Source organism: Bordetella genomosp. 2 (assembly GCF_002261345.1).
Taxonomy (GTDB): Bacteria; Pseudomonadota; Gammaproteobacteria; order Burkholderiales; family Burkholderiaceae_B; genus Bordetella_A.
The window spans coordinates 313,532-330,707 of record NZ_NEVT01000008.1 but is presented as its reverse complement, the minus strand read 5'-3'; the positions used below and the strand labels follow the sequence as shown (position 1 = coordinate 330,707).

18 protein-coding genes, 1 tRNA gene and 1 pseudogene are annotated in these 17,176 nt (G+C 67.6%); 13 read left to right on the top strand and 7 right to left on the bottom strand.

All coding sequences use genetic code 11. The annotated features are described in order from the left end of the window. The first annotated feature begins 28 nt into the window (after positions 1–28). The 3 genes from CAL24_RS20490 to CAL24_RS20480 all read left to right on the top strand — a co-directional run bounded on the left by CAL24_RS20490 (position 29) and on the right by CAL24_RS20480 (position 2,442). Complete coding sequence (locus CAL24_RS20490; RefSeq protein ID WP_028352847.1) at positions 29–1,018, top strand: Bug family tripartite tricarboxylate transporter substrate binding protein; 990 nt, start codon at positions 29–31, stop codon at positions 1,016–1,018. 80 nt (positions 1,019–1,098) lie between these two features. Further along, positions 1,099–1,172: transfer RNA gene (locus tag CAL24_RS20485), tRNA-Gly, on the top strand. A 214-nt stretch (positions 1,173–1,386) separates the two neighbouring features. Next, positions 1,387–2,442, top strand: coding sequence for a DUF72 domain-containing protein (locus tag CAL24_RS20480; RefSeq protein ID WP_028352846.1), 1,056 nt, complete (start codon positions 1,387–1,389; stop codon positions 2,440–2,442). A gap of 30 nt (positions 2,443–2,472) precedes the next feature. Here CAL24_RS20480 and CAL24_RS20475 read toward each other — a convergent pair whose 3' ends face one another. From CAL24_RS20475 to CAL24_RS20465, 3 genes are all read right to left on the bottom strand, one after another. Then, complete coding sequence (locus CAL24_RS20475) at positions 2,473–2,946, bottom strand: hypothetical protein (RefSeq protein ID WP_028352845.1); 474 nt, start codon at positions 2,944–2,946, stop codon at positions 2,473–2,475. 95 nt (positions 2,947–3,041) lie between these two features. Beyond that, positions 3,042–3,413, bottom strand: a complete 372-nt coding sequence (locus CAL24_RS20470; RefSeq protein ID WP_094807761.1) for a YciI family protein — start codon at positions 3,411–3,413, stop codon at positions 3,042–3,044. A gap of 71 nt (positions 3,414–3,484) precedes the next feature. Beyond that, entirely contained in the window at positions 3,485–4,228 is a 744-nt protein-coding gene (locus CAL24_RS20465) for a sulfite exporter TauE/SafE family protein (RefSeq protein ID WP_094807760.1), read from the bottom strand. Positions 4,229–4,438: 210 nt separating this feature from the next. Here CAL24_RS20465 and CAL24_RS20460 point away from each other — a divergent pair, with 210 nt between their 5' ends. Both CAL24_RS20460 and CAL24_RS20455 read left to right on the top strand, forming a co-directional pair. Then, the gene (locus CAL24_RS20460; protein WP_212591752.1) at positions 4,439–6,910 is read left to right on the top strand and encodes a heavy metal translocating P-type ATPase; all 2,472 of its coding nucleotides are present in this window, start codon (positions 4,439–4,441) and stop codon (positions 6,908–6,910) included. Between the two features lie 69 nt (positions 6,911–6,979). Continuing rightward, positions 6,980–7,255 (top strand): heavy-metal-associated domain-containing protein, encoded by a 276-nt coding sequence (locus CAL24_RS20455; RefSeq protein WP_094807758.1) that lies wholly within the window; start codon positions 6,980–6,982, stop codon positions 7,253–7,255. On the opposite strand, the gene CAL24_RS20450 is transcribed toward CAL24_RS20455, so the two are convergent. Both CAL24_RS20450 and CAL24_RS24455 read right to left on the bottom strand, forming a co-directional pair. After that, positions 7,252–8,463: an FAD-dependent monooxygenase gene (locus tag CAL24_RS20450; RefSeq protein WP_094807757.1), complete on the bottom strand. Its 1,212-nt coding sequence runs from the start codon at positions 8,461–8,463 to the stop codon at positions 7,252–7,254. The two genes, CAL24_RS20455 and CAL24_RS20450, sit on opposite strands and share 4 nt — an antisense overlap. A gap of 285 nt (positions 8,464–8,748) precedes the next feature. Further along, positions 8,749–9,306, bottom strand: a pseudogene (locus tag CAL24_RS24455) (Bug family tripartite tricarboxylate transporter substrate binding protein); the annotation flags it as partial. Positions 9,307–9,657: 351 nt separating this feature from the next. On the opposite strand from CAL24_RS24455, the gene CAL24_RS20440 reads away from it, so the two are divergent. Then, on the top strand, positions 9,658–10,545 hold the full coding sequence (locus CAL24_RS20440; RefSeq protein WP_028352838.1) for a LysR family transcriptional regulator: 888 nt from the start codon (positions 9,658–9,660) through the stop codon (positions 10,543–10,545). A 35-nt stretch (positions 10,546–10,580) separates the two neighbouring features. On the opposite strand, the gene CAL24_RS20435 is transcribed toward CAL24_RS20440, so the two are convergent. Continuing rightward, positions 10,581–11,678: a helix-turn-helix transcriptional regulator gene (locus CAL24_RS20435; RefSeq protein WP_249278598.1), complete on the bottom strand. Its 1,098-nt coding sequence runs from the start codon at positions 11,676–11,678 to the stop codon at positions 10,581–10,583. 182 nt (positions 11,679–11,860) lie between these two features. Between CAL24_RS20435 and CAL24_RS20430 the strand changes: the two genes are divergently transcribed. From CAL24_RS20430 to CAL24_RS20410, 5 genes are all read left to right on the top strand, one after another. Beyond that, complete coding sequence (locus tag CAL24_RS20430; protein ID WP_094807755.1) at positions 11,861–12,313, top strand: hypothetical protein; 453 nt, start codon at positions 11,861–11,863, stop codon at positions 12,311–12,313. Positions 12,314–12,369: 56 nt separating this feature from the next. Continuing rightward, a complete protein-coding gene (locus CAL24_RS20425) occupies positions 12,370–12,594 on the top strand; it encodes a hypothetical protein (RefSeq protein ID WP_141218102.1) in 225 nt (74 codons plus the stop codon). Positions 12,595–12,828: 234 nt separating this feature from the next. Beyond that, positions 12,829–13,143 (top strand): ArsR/SmtB family transcription factor, encoded by a 315-nt coding sequence (locus CAL24_RS20420; RefSeq protein ID WP_028352834.1) that lies wholly within the window; start codon positions 12,829–12,831, stop codon positions 13,141–13,143. Continuing rightward, positions 13,140–13,484: an SRPBCC family protein gene (locus tag CAL24_RS20415; protein ID WP_094807753.1), complete on the top strand. Its 345-nt coding sequence runs from the start codon at positions 13,140–13,142 to the stop codon at positions 13,482–13,484. Before CAL24_RS20420 ends, CAL24_RS20415 begins: the two co-directional genes overlap by 4 nt. A 43-nt stretch (positions 13,485–13,527) precedes the next feature. Beyond that, positions 13,528–14,133, top strand: coding sequence for an ATP-dependent Clp protease proteolytic subunit (locus CAL24_RS20410; RefSeq protein ID WP_028352832.1), 606 nt, complete (start codon positions 13,528–13,530; stop codon positions 14,131–14,133). Positions 14,134–14,142: 9 nt separating this feature from the next. Here the strand turns inward: CAL24_RS20410 and CAL24_RS20405 are convergent, their stop codons facing one another. Continuing rightward, positions 14,143–14,847, bottom strand: a complete 705-nt coding sequence (locus CAL24_RS20405) for a TetR/AcrR family transcriptional regulator (RefSeq protein ID WP_028352831.1) — start codon at positions 14,845–14,847, stop codon at positions 14,143–14,145. Positions 14,848–14,989: 142 nt separating this feature from the next. On the opposite strand from CAL24_RS20405, the gene CAL24_RS20400 reads away from it, so the two are divergent. Beyond that, on the top strand, positions 14,990–16,249 hold the full coding sequence (locus tag CAL24_RS20400) for an alpha/beta hydrolase (RefSeq protein WP_094807752.1): 1,260 nt from the start codon (positions 14,990–14,992) through the stop codon (positions 16,247–16,249). A 23-nt stretch (positions 16,250–16,272) separates the two neighbouring features. Beyond that, positions 16,273–17,169: a VOC family protein gene (locus CAL24_RS20395; RefSeq protein WP_094807751.1), complete on the top strand. Its 897-nt coding sequence runs from the start codon at positions 16,273–16,275 to the stop codon at positions 17,167–17,169. Positions 17,170–17,176 lie beyond the last annotated feature (7 nt).

Below are 17,176 nucleotides of genomic sequence, written 5' to 3'. Positions count from 1 at the left end.
CATAACAATCCACCAGGAGACCTGTCCCATGAGCATCCCGTTCCTGACCAAGCCGCTGCGCGCCTGCCTGGCCGCCGCCACCCTGGCGGTCGCCGCCGGCCCCGCCGTCGCGCTGGCCGACTATCCCGACCGCCCCATCACCCTGCTGGTGCCGGCCGCGCCCGGCGGCACCACCGACCTGGCCGCGCGCCTGATCGCGCAGCCGCTGGGCCAGGCCCTGGGCCAGACCGTGGTGGTGGACAACAAGCCGGGGGCGTCGGGCAGCATCGCCACCTCCGCCGTGGCCAAGGCCGCGCCCGATGGCTACACGCTGCTGCTGCAGTACTCCGGCTACAACGCCATCTCGCCGCACGTGCAGCCGCCGCAAGACTGGGACCCGATCAAGGACTTCGCGCCGGTGGCCAACATCCTGTCGGCCCCGCAAGTGATCGTGGTGCGGCCCGACCTGCCGGTCAAATCCCTGAAGGAACTGGTCGCCTACGCCAAGGCCAACCCGGACAAGCTCAACTACGCCTCGTCCGGCAACGGCGCGCTGCAGCACGTGGCCACGGAACTGCTGAAGCAGATGGCCGACATCAAGATCGAGCACATTCCCTACAAGGGCACCGGCCCGGCGCTGAACGACTTGCTGGGCGGGGCGGTGGACATGACCATCACCACGCCGCCGCCGCTACTGGGCCACATCGCCGCCGGCAAGCTGCGCGCCCTGGCGGTCACCGGGCCGAAGCGCCTGGATTCGCTGCCCGACGTGCCGACCGCCGCCGAGGCCGGCTACCCCGACCTACTGGTGTCGTCGTGGTTCGCCATGTACGCGCCGGCCGGCACGCCCAAGGCGGTGGTGGACAAGCTGGCGGGCACCATCGAGGAAATCATGAAGACCGAGGAGTTCCGCAAGAAGGCCGCCGAGCAGGGCGCCGAGGCGGAATTCATGGGGCCGGCCAAGCTGGCCGAGTACACCAAGGCGGAATACGACCGCTGGGGCAAGGTGGTGAAAGCCGCCGGCATCAAGGGCAACTGAGCGCCGGCCCAAGGCCGGGGAAAAACCTGGCTATAATTTCATCCTCTGCCGCGCCCTCCGGGGCGCGGTACGACACCCAGGCGGGTGTAGTTCAATGGTAGAACGGCGGCTTCCCAAGCCTCAAGCGTGGGTTCGATTCCCATCACCCGCTCCAATTCGCGCTTCACACTCGTCTCGTCACTTTGGGAAGTCATCCCAAGTGGCTGAAATGCAGTGATGTTTTTGTTCCTGATGCCGTTTGGATCGGGAAAATCCACCCCTGACACCTCAAGCTCGGCACATTTTTCGGCCCATCAACATGGTGTGCCGCATGACCGCCGGTGTTATTCAAGTACCCTTTAGCCTACTTCCGTGCCAGTACGACAAGTATGCAAGACGATCTTTTCGGAGATGTGCCTCTCCAGCCCCCGCCCGATTCCTCGAACAATGCGGCCGCTCATGAGAATCCGGATTTTTCCGTTCTTCGAAGCATGGCCAAGGTGCTTCCCGCGCCTGCGGCGCAGGAGTGGAGCGCGCTCGCGCGGCAGCTTCCGGCGCAGTTGCGCTTCGGCGTTTCTACTTGGTCATACCCGGGCTGGGAAGGGCTGGTCTGGGATGGCGAGTACGATTCGAGCGTGCTGTCCAAGCATGGTCTTGGCGCCTACCATCAGCATCCGCTGTTGCGCACGGTTTGTGTGGACCGCACTTTCTGGCGCCCATTGACGGCCAGCCAGTATGCCGTTTATGCGGGGCAGGTCGATGACGACTTCCGTTTCGTCGTCAAATGCCCCGCCAGCATTACCGACGCCCAGGTGCGGGGCGAAGAAGGCAGGTCGCGCGAGGCCAACCCGGTTTTTCTCGATCCGTCGCTGGCCATTCAGGAATTCGTGCGGCCGACGCTCGAAGGCCTGGGCGCCAAGCTGGGCGTTCTGGTGTTCCAGTTGAGCCCTCTGCCCTGGGGGTGGCTGAGTCGTCCCGCGACGCTGTTTGAGAAGCTGGGCCGCATGCTGGCGGCTGTCCGGGAGGCTTTGTCCGGGCATGGCGCCGTGATCGTCGCGGTGGAAGTGCGGGACCCTGAACTACTGGTCCAGGCGCTGGTCGACACACTCAAGGCGCATGGGGCCACGTTCTGCCTGGGCCTGCATGGCAAGATGCCGCCGATCGAAGAGCAACTGCCGATGCTGCGCGCGCTATGGCCGGGGCCGCTGGTCTGCCGCTGGAACCTGAACCGCATTTTCGGCGCGTATGGTTATGCCGACGCGCAGAAAAAGCACGATCCGTTCAATGCCATTCTCAGCGAGGATCTTCCTACCCGCACGGTGCTGGCGCGTACGATCCGCGGGATCACGGGCGCGGGCCAGCCGGCCTACGTGACGGTCAGCAACGATGCCGAGGGCTGCGCGCCGCTGTCCATCCAGAAGCTGGCCCAGGCCATTGCGGTGTAGGGCGACCACGGAAATTCTGTGTCGCTCATGTCACCGATCCGTGGGCGTCAGGAAGCAGTACTGTTTTTCTCTGAATTGCATCGCCAGATACTGACAACCACTCCAGTTCTCGGTCAAGCAGGCCTGCTCGGGCTCCGCCATCTCGTTCATGGTGCATTTTTCGTCTTGGCATACCTTGGTATACACCTTCCCCGTTTTCGGGTGACCAGCGGAAATGATGGTCTTGTCCCTGGGCAGGGTGAGTGCGCCGAAAGCATCGACCATGGCTTGCTGCTGCTGGCGCGTGCCCGACGGCGGCTGCCTGCCGATAGTCAGTTCTCCGGCCAGCATCATGTTCTTGGTGTATTCGGAATACTGCTCGCTGCCACAAGAAAGTTGCCCTTGTGTCGAAGCCAGCGGCGGCTGGCCTTGCTCACCAAAAAAATGCGATGCAATCAATACAGCGGCGAGCACGATCAGCAATGTCACGCCCGAGATAAAAAACTGTCGCTTGTTGTGAATCATGATGATTGATGTGCCCAATGCGATTGGGTGAATCTTGATATGCGGCGATCAATTCAGATTGATTTTCCTGGAAGAAAGAGCAAGCGTCCGAATCCTTATCGGGCCAGGTAGGAATCCATGGGGATCAGCTGGACGGCCCACCCGCCTGCTTCGCCCAGCGTGGCGGCCGGGTGCATGGACGCGATGCGCAGCGCCTCGTCATGGCTGTCCGCCTCAATAATGAACAAGCCGCCCACCACTTCCTTCGACTCGGTGTAGGGTCCGTCCGTGACGCGCGTCTTGCCGTTGCGCGGGCGCAGCGTCTTCCAGCTGTCGGGATCGCCAAGCGACGCGGAAACGAGGACCTTGCCGGTGGCGCGCATTTTCTCGTCCAAGCCGCGACATTGGCTCACTAATTCCTTGACGTCATCTGGCGCCATCGCTGCGAACTTTTCTGGGGTGAAATAGGCCAAGCCGAGATATTTCATGGGAAGTCCTTTGGGTGGTAATGCGCCAACGATGAACCCGATGCTTGCCTCGTCAATCGCAGGCAACCGTGTCAAGCAGAGATGACTCCGCGCACCAGGAGCGCTCCGCCGGTGCCCAGCAAAACCAGATAAAGAGCGCGCAGAAAACGTGTCCGGTCCAGTTTGTGCGCGATCCTGTTGCCGATGAAGACGCCAAGCACCATTGCCGGCAGCAGGACCAGCGAAAGCCCGACCACTTGCCAGTCGGAATACTTGCCTGCCACGGCAAAGAGCACGACCCGGACGACCGCGCTGATGGCGATCAGGCTGGTCTGGCTTGCCCGTATCGCGGTGGGGTCGTCGATCCGGCGCGTCAGGTAGATGGCATACAGCCACGCGCCCGCGCCAAACATGGCGCTTAAGATGCCGCCCGCAAAGCCATACCACCACGCCCATCCGGGGCGCAGCGGCCGCCGCCGGGGCTGTGTCAACATGCCGCGCAAGGCATAGAGGACGACGAATGCGCCGAGCAGCACCATCAGCGCCGCCAAGGGAACGATGATGAGCAGGTAGGCGCCGGCAATCAGGCCTAGCATCATCGCCGGAAGCAGGCGCAAGACTTCCGCTTTCGCCACTTTCGAGCCTAGTCTCAAGCCGTTGCCGGCCGAGGCGGCGAGGTCGAGGAGGGATTGGGCGGGGATCAGCGTGGGCAGCGGCACCACTTGCGCCACGATGGGAGCCGAGATGAGCGTCGTGCCGAATCCGACCATGGCGAAGACCGTGTACGCGACGACGAATGTCGGCGCTGCGACGAGGACCGTTTCGAGGTCGGGCATCTGGCGGCTCGGGTAATCGGGGCAAGCGCGAAGTGTACTGCTTTGTCCTGGGCCGACCTGAAGTTAATGGGGGCGGATTAGGGCCGAGACGCGGGCGTTGCGCCCGGGCAATCCCGGCGCAAGTCGCGCTTTCTGCGCTTGACCTTCCCACCATGGCAAGCTTTAAGCTCCCCTCATGTCGAATGTCACTATGGGAAGCAAGCCATGAACATGCCGAGCAGCAGCAATGCCGGCGCCGCGGCGGCGACGATCAGCCTGCCTATCGAAGGCATGACCTGCGCCAGCTGCGTGGGCCGGGTCGAGGCCGCGCTGGCCAAGGTCGAAGGCGTGGGCAGCGTGTCGGTCAACCTGGCCACCGAGCGCGCCGATATCCGCCCGGCCGGGCCGGTGGACCGGCAGGCGCTGATCCAGGCGATCGAGAAGGTGGGTTACGACGTGCCCGCCAGCACCGTCGAGCTGGCGGTCGGGGGCATGACCTGCGCATCCTGCGTGGGCCGCGTCGAAAAGGCGCTCAAGGCGGTGCCGGGTGTCGCGCAGGCCACGGTGAACCTGGCCACCGAACGCGCTACCGTGCGCGGCGTGGCCGCCGTGCAAGACCTGGTGGCGGCCATCGAGAAGGTCGGCTACGAGGCCCGTCCGGCCGATACCGGCGCGCAGGCCGGGGAGCAGGCCGCGGAAAAGAAGGACGCCGAGCGGGCCGGGCTGAAGCGGGACCTGATCCTGGCCAGTGTGCTGGCATTGCCGGTGTTCGTGCTCGAAATGGGTTCGCACGTGATTCCCGGCATGCACGAGTGGGTCATGGATACCATCGGCATGCGGCAGAGCTGGTACCTGCAGTTCGCGCTGACCTTGCTGGTGCTGGCCATTCCCGGCCGGCGCTTCTACCTGAAGGGCTTCCCCGCGCTGGCGCGCCTGGCCCCGGACATGAACTCGCTGGTCGCGGTCGGCACGGCCGCCGCATTCGGCTACTCGCTGGTGGCGACGTTTGCCCCCGGACTGCTGCCGGCCGGCACGGTGAATGTCTACTACGAGGCGGCCGCCGTCATCGTGGCGCTGATCCTGCTGGGGCGCTATCTGGAGGCGCGCGCCAAGGGACGCACCTCCGAGGCCATCAAGCGCCTGGTCGGCTTGCAGGCGAAGGTGGCGCACGTCTCGCGTGACGGGTGTATCGTGGATATTCCGGTCAATGACGTGGCGCTGGGCGACATCGTGGAAGTCCGCCCTGGCGAGCGCGTGCCGGTCGACGGCGAAGTGACCGACGGCAGCAGCTTCGTGGACGAGTCGATGATCACGGGCGAGCCGATTCCCGTCGAGAAGACGGCCGGCAGCGCGGTGGTGGGCGGCACGGTCAACCAGAAGGGGGCGCTGACGCTGCGCGCCACCGCCGTGGGCGGGCAGACCATGCTGGCGCAGATCATCCGCCTGGTCGAGCAGGCGCAGGGCTCCAAGCTGCCGATCCAGGCGGTGGTGGACAAGGTGACGCTGTGGTTCGTGCCGGCGGTGATGCTGGCCGCCGCGCTGACTTTCCTGGCCTGGCTGGTGTTCGGGCCGTCGCCGGCCCTGACTTTTGCGCTGGTCAATGCCGTGGCGGTGCTGATCATCGCCTGCCCCTGCGCCATGGGCCTGGCCACGCCGACCTCCATCATGGTGGGCACGGGGCGCGGCGCCGAGATGGGCGTATTGTTCCGCAAGGGCGAGGCGCTGCAGTTGCTGAAAGACGCGCGGGTGGTGGCGGTGGACAAGACCGGCACGCTGACGGAAGGCCGCCCGGCGATGACCGACCTGGAGATCGCCCCGGGCTTCGAGCGCGGCGAGGTGCTGGCGAAGGTGGCTGCCGTGGAATCGCGCTCGGAGCATCCGATTGCCCGCGCCATCGTCGCGGCGGCGGAGCAAGGCGGCATTGCGCCGCCGGCGATGAGCGGTTTCGAGTCGGTCACGGGCATGGGCGTGCGTGCCACGGTGGGCGGTGCGCGCGTGGAAGTGGGCGCGGACCGCTATATGCGCCAGTTGGGCTTGGACGTGGGCGATTTCGGCGGCACGGCCGAGCGGCTGGCCAACGAGGGCAAGTCGCCGCTGTACGCCGCCATCGACGGCCGGCTGGCGGCGATCATCGCGGTGGCCGATCCGGTCAAGCCGAGCACGCCCGCCGCCATCGCGGCGCTGCACGAGCTTGGCCTGAAGGTGGCCATGATCACCGGCGACAACGCCCGCACCGCGCAGGCCATCGCCAGGCAGCTGGGCATCGACGAGGTAGTGGCCGAGGTCCTGCCGGCAGGCAAGGTGGAGGCGGTGCGCCGGCTCAAGGCGGCGCATGGCGAGGTCGCGTTCGTGGGCGACGGCATCAATGACGCGCCGGCGCTGGCCGAGGCCGACGTGGGCCTGGCCATCGGCACCGGCACCGATGTGGCGGTGGAGTCCGCCGACGTGGTGCTGGTGTCGGGCAACCTGCAGGGCGTGCCGAATGCCATCGCGCTGTCCAAGGCCACCCTCGGCAATATTCGCCAGAACCTGTTCTGGGCCTTTGCCTACAACACGGCGCTGATTCCAGTGGCCGCCGGCGCCTTGTACCCGGGCTGGGGCGTGTTGCTGTCGCCGGTGTTCGCGGCTGGCGCGATGGCCATGTCGAGCGTGTTCGTGCTGGGCAATGCATTGCGCCTGCGCCGCTTCCAGGCGCCGCTGTAAATACCGCTGGATCTTCCCACCGCGGCAGGCATCTCGCTGCCGCGCCATTTCACAAGCAAGGAGTTTTCCATGCAGTTCCATCTCGACGACATGACCTGCGGCGGCTGCGCCCGTACCGTGACCAAGGCGATCCAGCTGCTCGATCCCGACGCCAGCGTGGTCACGGATCCGCCGGCCCGCCTGGTCAAGGTGCAAACCTCGGCGTCCGAGGCGGAGGTCGTCGCGGCGCTGCGCGAGGCCGGCTTCCCCCCCGCGCGCGCAATAACAGGTCATTCGGCCGGCCCCGACACGGGCCGGCCGCAAGGCCCGCCGCTGCCGGCGGGCGCGTCGGCATGGGGCCGCTAGGCTACCTGCGCGGCATCCGCGTCGTAGGTGAACAGCCACTCGTACCGTTCACGCACCCGCTCTTCGCTCCATTCCCGCTCGACATAGGCCGCCGCGCCGGCCGCGTGGGCCAGTTCCGGGTTGTGGAAGCGCTTGGCGTTCTCCGCCGAGCCGCGCACGACTCGCGCCGTGCGCTCGGTACGCAGTTCCTGATAGCGCACCAGCGCCCGCTCCGCCGCGCCGGGCAGCTCGGCGAGGCAGCGCGCCAGCACATAGCCGTCCTCGATCGCCATGGCCGCGCCCGAGGCCAGCATGGGCAGGGTGGGGTGGCAGGCGTCGCCCAGCAGGGTGATGCGCCCCTGCGTCCATTGCGCCAGCGGTTCGCGCAGCATCAGCGCCCACTTGAATGGCGTGTCCAGCGCGTGGATCAGCGTCTGCACATCGTCATGCCAGCCCGCGAAATCGCCGGCGCATTCGGCGATGGTGCCCTGCTGCGTCCAGGATTCCACTTGCCAGTCGTCCCGTTCCAGGATGCCGACGAAGTTCACCAGTTCGCCGCGACGCAGCGGGTAGTGGATGACATGGGCGCCGGGGCCGACCCAGTTCACCGCGTACGGCTCGCGCAGGTGCGGCGGCAGTTTTTCGGCCGGGATCACGCCGCGCCAGGCCAGCGCGCCCGAGAAGCGGGCCTGGTCCTGGCCGTGCAGGGCGGCGCGCACGCGCGAATGCACGCCGTCGGCGCCCACCAGGATGTCGGCCCGGCGGGTGCTGCCGTCGGCCAGGGTGGCGGTGGCCCCGTCGGGGTCCTGCGCCACGGCTTCGACCCGGGCGTTCAGCTCGATGGCTTGCGGGTCGCGCGCCAGCACCGCCTCGGCCAGCACGCGATGCAGGTCGGCGCGGTAGATGGTCAGGTACGGGTAGCCGTAGCGTTCGACGGATTGCCCGCCCAGGTCGAACAGCGGCCAGGTCTGGCCGGTGTTCCACAGGCGGATGCGCTTGCCGGCCGCCGGACTGGCGACACGCTCCAGGGCCTCGCCCAGGCCCAGCCGGTACAGTACCCGGTTGGCGTTGGCGCTGAGCTGGATGCCGGCGCCCAGTTCCCGCAGCTGGGCGGCCTGCTCCAGCACGCGGACCCGGAAGCCGCGCGCTTGCAGGGCCAGCGCGGCGGTCAGGCCGCCCAGGCCGGCGCCGGCGATCAGGATCTGGGGTTTGGCGGTGTCGTCGGGCATTGCTTGTCCTTCTGGTGTTGCGGATGCGGGTGCGGTCATTGCGGCTTCACGCCGGCGCTGCGGACCACGCCGGTCCACTTGTCGAGGTCGGCGCGGATGGTGCGGGCGAAGTCTTGCGGCGTCCCGCCCACGGGTTCCAGGCCCTGGGCGCTCAGTTGCTTGATGACCTCGGGGTCTTTGGCGGCGGCGGCCAGGGCGTCGGTGAGCGCCTGCACGGCGGGGGGCCGGGGTGCCGGCGGGCGCCAGCAGGCCGAACCAGGAATAGGCTTCGAAGGGCTTGCCGATCGTTTCCGATACGGTCGGCACGTCGGGCAGGCCGCTGTAGCGCTGGCTGCCGGTGACGGCGTAGGCGCGCAGCTTGCCGGCGCGGATCTGCGGCGTCAGCAGCGTGACGGTGTCGAACAGCAGGTCGACCTGGCCGCCCATGACGTCGGTCAGGGCCGGCGCGCCGCCGCGGTAGGGCACGTGCAACAGCTTGGCGCCGGCCTGGTCCTTGAACATTTCGGCGGTCAGGTGGCCGATCGAGCCGGTGCCGGCCGAGGCGACGCTCAGGTCGTGGCTGTTGGCGTGGGTCAGCAACTGGCGCAGGTCCTTGGCCGGCAGCTCGGGACGGCTGACCAGGATCAGCGGACCGCGCACGGCCATGCCGATGGGAGTGAACGACTTGATCGGGTCGTACTGCAGGTTGGTGTACAGCGCGGGCGCCACCACGATGCTGCTGGTGCCGCCCCACAGCAGGGTGTAGCCGTCGGCCTGGTCGCGCGTGACCGCGGCGGTGCCGACGCTGCCGCCGGCGCCGGCGCGGTTCTCGACGATGACTGGCTGGCCCAGGCGCTCGGCCATGACGGTGCTGAACAGGCGCGCGCTGGTGTCGGTGGGGCCGCCCGGCGGGAACGGCACCACCAGGGTGATGGGCTTGGTCGGGAAATCCGCGGCGGCCGCGGGAGCGGCCAGGCCCAGGGCCAGTGCGGCGGTGGCAGTAAGCGCTAACACGGCGCGGCGCGCCAGGGCGAATGCGGGCAAGTTGGTCATGCCTCGTCTCCTGTTTCTGTCTTGGTAATGACGGCCTCGGATGAGCCGATGGGTTATTTCAACGCAGCGCGTTAAATAAGTAAAAGAACAATATTGGATCAATTGACAAGCACTGCTTGTTAATATGGGCTGCTGGTTTTCCGATCTTCTCTCGCGCCGACCATGAATTTTTCTTTCCGCCAGATGCGCGCGTTCCTCGCGGTGGCGCGGCACGCCAGTTTCACCAAGGCGGCCGAACAGCTGCATATTTCGCAAGCGGGCTTGAGCGCCATGGTGCGCGACCTGGAGACCCAGCTCGATTGCCGGCTGTTCGAACGCACGACCCGCGCGGTGCGGCTGACGCCGGCCGGGCAGGCCCTGCTGCCGGTGGCGCAGCGCGCGGTGCATGACCTGGGCGCGGCGGTGGCGCAGCTGGGCGCGCTGGGAGCAAGCGGACGGGACCGCCTGCGGGTGGGCGTCACGCCCTTGATTGCCTGCAGCGTGATCCCGGAAGTGTTGAAGCGCTTTCACAAGCTGGCGCCGCAGCTGCGGGTCGAGGTAATGGACCTGGACCGCAGCCTGATCGCCGCGCGGGTGGAAAGCGGCGACCTGGATGCCGGGTTCGGCGCGTTTTTCACGCGCGTGTCGGGGATCCGCCGGCGCACGGTGTTCCCGGCGCGCCTGGCGCTGGCGGTGCCGCGCCTGGCCGGCGACCGGCGCCGCTCGGTGCGCTGGCAGCAGATCGACCGCGACAGCCTGATTGCCTTGCCGGACGAGAATCCGATCCAGCGGCTGGTGAACCAGCACCTGGGGGTGCAGGGCGACGCGCCGGCGCGCGTGGTGACGCACCTGGAGACGGTGCTGGCCATGGTCGAGGCCGGCCTGGGACAGGCGGTGGTGCCGTCGTTCGCGGCCGTGGCCAGCAACCGCTGGCAAGTCCGGCTGGTGCCGGTGGCGCCCGCCGTGGCGGTGGATTATTACTGCATTACGCGCGCGGGCCAGGGGGATTCGGAGCGGATCGACACCTTCGTCAGGTGCTTCGGCGAGGTGGCGACCGCGCACATGGGCTGACGCGCGGTTTGCCGGGGTGGGCCGCTGGACGCGTCTCAGCGGGCGGCGTGGCCGTTCAGCCCCAATTGCGCCAATAGTTCGATGCGGTTGCCGGCGCCCAGCCGGTTATACAGCTGGCGGCGATGGTAGACCACGGTGTTGAGGCTGATGCCCATGCGCTGCGCGATTTGCGATTCCGACAGGCCGCGCGCCAGCCAGTAGGCCAGCTCATACTGGCGTTGCGGCAGGCGCAGCGCGTTCAGCGCCGACATCAGCCGCACGCCGCGCGCCACGCGCTGTGTGATGTGGATGCCCACCGCTTCGCCATGGCCCAGGGCCGCGGACAGCCGCACCGCCCGCAGCGAGAACCGGCCTTGCGCGTTGCACCAGTCCAGGTGGGGCGGGGGCGGCACCACGCCCGGCCGCGGCGCGAGCCGCTGCAGCAGGGCTTGCACGACGGCCGGCAATTCGGCGCTGCGTCGCCAGCGCCAGCCGAACGCCAGCGGCATGAGCGCCTCGGCCTCGGGACAGATCCACAACGGCCGCCCGTCGAGGGTGGCGATCAACAAGCCTTGGCGCTGTACGTCGCGGTCGTCGGCCTCGGACTGGCCGGGTTGCAGCGCGCGCGCCAGGTGCGCTTCCAAACGCGCCAGCAGCGCGATTTCGCCCGACTGGAAAGGCCGCGCGCCGGCGGGACGAAACAAGAACAGCATGCCGATGTTCTGGTCTTGCGGCGTGCGCAACGCCAGGCACAGCCAGTCGCCCACGCACGCCGGGCGCATGACGACGTTGTAGTAGTCGCTGCGCAGCAGCTCCGCATAGCTGCCCTTGAGCATTTGCCCCAGCGTGCGGGGGCCGTGTTCATGCAGGGCAATGTCGCTGGATTGGCGCAGGGTGTTGTGGAACATCCGGTTTTCGCTGTCCAGGATGCGCGGGTCGAAGTGCTCGGGCACCGAGGCCGCGACCCCGGGGTCTTCCATGTGCGCTTCCAGCTCGCCGTCGCCGCCCGGATAGAAATAGCCCCCCGATTCGAAGCCGATCAGTTGGTGCATGGTCTGCAGCAAGGGCTGGATCAGCTGCGGGCCGCCCGTATCCAGGCAGGTCATTTGATGCAGGCTGGCCAGCGCATGACTCGCGGATCGGCGGGAGGACATGGGTGCTACCCCGGTTAGGTTTCCATTCGTAACAGCCAATGATGCGGATTTTATCCATATCGGCATGGCGCGAGAGTCATCGTCACCAATTTGCGACACCTACCCCGCCAGGGTGGGGCGCGGGGCATGGCCGCCGGGTAGATTGCGGGCGCTCGATGCGGTTTTCTTCAATGGGATCAACCATGTCTTTTGCTGGCAGCTTTTTCTCCCGGCTCGTCGTCGCGGTCTTGTGCTGGACCCTGGCGCTGGCCGCGGGCGCGGCGCGGGCCGCTTCCGCCACGGATCCGGAACACTTCGCCCTGACTCCCGCCCTGCTTGACCGCCTGGACGCCGTGACGGCGGAGCTGGACACCATGCGGATCGCCGGCGACGACGCGGACGACGACGATGACGATGGCGACGACGCCGAGTCGGTCGAGGACCTGGCGCGCCGGCTCGATGCCCGTCCGGAGGTGCGCGCCGCATTGGCGCGCCAGGGGTTGTCCAGCCAGCAGTATGTGGCCGCCACGCTGGCCGTGCTGCACGCCGGCATGTATCTGGCGGTGGAGCGAAGCGCCGATCCCCGGGCCCTGGCGTCGTTCACCCCGCAGCAGCGGGCCAATATTGAAGTGGTGCGCGCGCATCGGAAGCAATAACCGGTGCGGGCGCGATGTTGTCCAACCTTTTTGCCAACCGATCTCCGACAAGAAAAATGGAAAGCTCCGACCAGAAAAAGAACATGGAAAATGTCCCTGTCAACGCGGGAGAGTTATGCGCGCAGCGCACGTTGCGAGAGGCCGAGCGGCTGCTCGGAATGCGCTGCGGCGCGTTTTCAGTGCCGAGCGCCGAGGACGAGCTGAGGGCCTACGTAGCCAGGCGATACCCGAAGCGCCCCGACCGTACCGGCGAACTGCTGGACCAGTACTTCAATAAATAAAACGACAACGGACCCGCCCATCGGGCGTTAGGCCTCCCTGCGAAGGGAGGTCTTCTTCTTTGCCGGCGCGGCAGGCGCCGGCGCCAGGCGGCAACAAACTCATAAAGGGGAAGACGGGATGCTTGGTTTTCTGATCATCGGGCTGTGGTGGCTGTACGAAGCCTTGCACGAGCGGGGGGCCCGGGCGGGTCGCCGCCGCTTGCCAATGAAATAAGTGTCTGCTAATGTGTTGGCATGCTCGAGAACGACATCTTCAAGGCATTGTCCGACCCGACCCGCCGCGCCATCTTCGACAAGCTGGCGGCCGGGGACATGAATGCCACCGCCCTGCGCGAGGGGATGACGATCAGCCAGTCCGCCATGTCGCAACACCTTGCCGTGCTGCGCAAGGCCGGCCTGGTGCGCGAACAACGGCAGGGCCGCTTCGTCAACTACCAGGTGGATCCCGCCGGCTTGCTGTTGATTGCCCGCTGGCTGTCGAAGTACCGCGCCTACTGGCCGGCGCGGGTGGACAAGCTGAAGGCGCTGCTGAAGGACATGGACCAATGAACGAACAAGCAACCGAGGCGCCGGCCGAACTGGTGTACGAGTACGCGCTGGACGCGCCGCCCGGGCAGGTCTGGCGGGCCATCAGCATCCCCGAACTGCGCGAACAATGGCTGCCCGCGGGCGACCTGGCGCAGGCCGAGCCGGTGTCGTCGGTGCGCGACGAGGAAATCCGCTACCGGCTGCGGGATGTCGAGCCGCCGCACCTGCAAAGCGTGGTGACCTTCCAGGTCCGCCCGGACCAGGCGGGCGGCTCCGTGCTGCGCATCATCCACGCGCTGGCGGATGCGCGCCTGCCGGCTCCGGCCGCGAACGACAGCGGCCCGTACATGCTGGCCGCCTGACGCCCGGCGCACAATCGTCAATGCAGCAAAAGGGAGTTCGCCCATGCGCGAATCGATGCAGTTCGTCCCCATGGTGGTGGAGCAGTCCGGCCGCGGGGAAAGGTCTTTCGATATTTACTCGCGGCTGCTGCGCGAGCGCATCGTCTTCTTGAACGGCGAAGTCAATGACGCGGTGGCGGCACTGGTATGTGCGCAGTTGCTGTTCCTGGAGGCGGAGCATCCGGGCAAGCCGATCCACCTCTACATCAATTCGCCCGGCGGCGTGATCACCAGCGGCCTGGCCATCTACGACACGATGCGCTTCATCCAGTCGCCGGTGCATACGCTGTGCATGGGCACGGCGCGCTCGATGGGGTCGTTCCTGCTGATGGCGGGCGAGCCGGGGCACCGCATGGCGCTGCCCAATGCCAGCCTGCATGTGCACCAGCCGCTGGGCGGCGTGCAGGGGCAGGCGTCGGATATCCTCATCCAGGCCGAGGAAATGCAGCGCACCAAGCAGCGCGTCATCCGCTTGTATGCCGAGCATTGCGGGCGCACGCTCGAAGAGGTCGAGCGTACGCTGGACCGCGATCGGTTCATGAGCGCGGAAGAAGCGCTGGCGTGGGGGCTGATCGACCGCATCCTCGACAAGCGGGTGGCCGGCGGCTGAGGCCCGGGGCTACTTGGCGTCGGGCAAGATCAGTTTTTCCAGGTAGGCCAGGTCCTCGCGCACCAGGCGCAGCGATTCCCGCACGTCGGGCGCCTGCGGCCGGCGGGCCGCGTCGCGCAGCAGGGAATTGACGGCCATGTCGGCCATGATCCCGGCGACCTCGGCGCGGCTGAGCCGGCCATTGGGCTTGTACCACCAGGCCGACCAGTTGCACATGCCGATCAGGCTGAAGGCCGCGACGTGCGGGTCGACCATGCGGAACTGGCCTTCCCGGATGCCGCGTTCGATGACGCTGCTGAAGTTGTCCAGCACATTGCGGCGCGCGCTTTGCACCGAGGCGCGCTGCTTGGGCGTCATGTCGGCCTCGGTGCGGTCGGCCACCCGGAATTCGGCCGGGCGCGACAGGATCAGCTCGGCGTGCTGGGTGACCAGGGCGCGCAGCGCCGTCACCGGATCCAGGTCGTCGCGGGCGACGGTGTCGCCGGCCAGCTTGCGGGCGGCGCTGAGCACCTCTTCGGTCAGCGAGCGCTGGATGGCTTCCTTGTTCTTGAAATAGTAGTAGACCGCGGTGCGGCTCAGCCCCAGCGCTTCGGCGATGTCCTGCATGCTGGTGCCGCCGGTGCCCCGCTCGATGAAAAGTGTGGCCGCCACATCCAGTATGGCGCTGCGCAGCGCCTCTCCTTTCAGGGTGGCCTTGGTCGAAACGTCGTTCACGGTTGCGGTGTCCTCGGGTTGCCCCATTATTTTCCGCGAATTGACGGATTCGTCAATTAATTAACTTTAATTGACGTAAGAGTCAAAAATTTGTCTAATTCGACAAAACACACTGCGATGCAGCGCAGGAAAGGAGAGAAATGTGGCAACGGGCAATTCTTCAGGCCTGGTTACCGCGGGGTTCCTGAACACCGACTGGAACCCCCGTGACCTGCCGGCGGGCACCTCGACCCGCAACGTGGTGCTGCGCACCGCCGATGGCGCCGCGACTTCCGGCTCGCTGTACTTGCCGACCGGCAAGCGGCCGGACACGGTGGTGTGCGTGATGCACCCGCGCGAGTTCATGGCGTGCCATTACCTGATTCCGGACATCGTGGCGGCCGGCTGCGCGGCCTGGTCGCAGGGCGCCCGCTCGGTCGGCAACGACCTGCGCCTGGAACACGAGATCGCGCTGCACGACGTCACGGCGGGCATGGCGTTCCTGCGCGAGCAGGGGTTCGGCAATATCGTCCTGCTGGGCAACTCGGGCGGAGCGGGACTGTACGGGCTGTACGCGCAGCAGGCGGCGCTGCCCGGCGCGCAGCGCATCGCGCGCACGCCGGGCGGCAAGCGCACCGGGCTGGGCGAACTGGACATGCCGCAGGTCCAGGGCGTCGTGCTGGTGGGGCCGCATCCGGGGCAGGGCGCGCTGCTGATGAATTGCATCGACCCGTCCGTCGCGGACGAGGGCGACGCCTTGTCGGTGATTCCGGGACTCGACCCGCTGGATGCCGCCAACGGCTATCGGCCGGGCGGGCAGGCGCGCTACGCGCCGGACTTCGTGACGCGCTATCGCGCCGGCCAGCAGGCGCGCGTGGCGCGGCTGGACGCGCGGGCGCGCGAGCTGATCGCGGCCCGGCTGGGCGCGCGCGAGCAGGTCAAGAGCGGCGCCGACACCTCGGCGGCGCGGCGCCGCCAGGCCGCGCATACCCCGGTGCTCACCATCTGGCGCACCGATGCGGACCTGCGCTGCCTGGACCTGAGCCTGGACCCGTCCGACCGCCATCCCGGTTCGCTGTGGGGCCGGGATCCGTACGCCTCGAACTACGGCGCGGTGGGGTTTGCGCGCTTCTGCACGCCGGAGAGCTGGCTGTCGACCTGGTCCGGCTTGGCGTCGAACGCCAGCCTGGCGCGCACCGCGCCCGCCATCGTCCAGCCGGCGCTGGTCATCGAGTACACCGGCGACCAGGCCTGCTTCCCCGCCGATGTGCGCGCCATCTACGACGCCATCGCGGCGCGCGACAAGCAGCACCTGCGCATCCGCGGCGACCACCACGGCCGCGCGCTGCAGGAAGGCGAAGAGCCCGGGCGCTACCGCGCCGGGCGCGAACTGGCCGCCTGGCTGCGCCAGCGCTTCCTTTGATTCACGGCTGACGGAGATTCCGCATGACGACGCTACACAACGCCCCGGGCGCGCTCCGGCTGCACGGGGTCGACCACACCGCGCGGCCGACCTGGCGCCTGCGCGAAACGGTGAGCTTCTACCGCGATGTGCTGGGGCTGCCCCTGGTGCACGTTATTTCGGCGCGCGGCTGGGGCCCGGAAACACATCCCGATTTCCTGCATTTCTTTTTTGACAGCGGTAACGGCAGCACCATCGCCTTCTTCTACTACCTGGGTTCGGAAGAGCCCGCGGCCATGCAGGGGCGCAGCCGCATGCGGCCCTTGCCCGAGGACCATGTTGCCGACGCGACGCATACCGCCTGGCTGGTGCGCGACGAGGACGAATTGAAGGCCTGGAAGAAGCGGCTGGAGGACGCGGGGCTGGACGTGTCGGTGGAGACGCGCCACGAGGTGATCGAGTCGATCTATGTGCGCGATCCCAATGGCTATTTCGTGGAGTTCACGCGCAAGCTGCGGCCGCTGGGCGAAATCGATGCGCTGGATGCGGACCTGACCCTGCGGGCCGCCATCCAGGCGGAAGACGAGGCGCTCGCCGCGGGCGGCCGCATCCGGCAGATCGACGAGATCTGGGCGCGCAAGGCGGCGTTGCTGGAGACGCGGCTGCCGCGTCCGGACGGGGCGGCCGCGGGCGTGCGCATCTTCGTGCCGCGCGTGGCGGAGTTCGCGCCGCTGGTCCGCGACGCGGCGCGGCGCGGCGACTGCGCGGTGGTGGCGGGCGAGCATTTCGACTGCATCCAGGCCGACGGCCCGCTGGAGTTCCGCCGCAAGGCCCTGGGGCTCAAGCCCGCCGTCTGGTATGGGCTGTTCACCGGCGGCGTCCGCGGCGCCATCGATGTGCTGGACCGCGACCGCGTGCGCATCGTGCCCGCGGCCGGCTGAGTCCGGG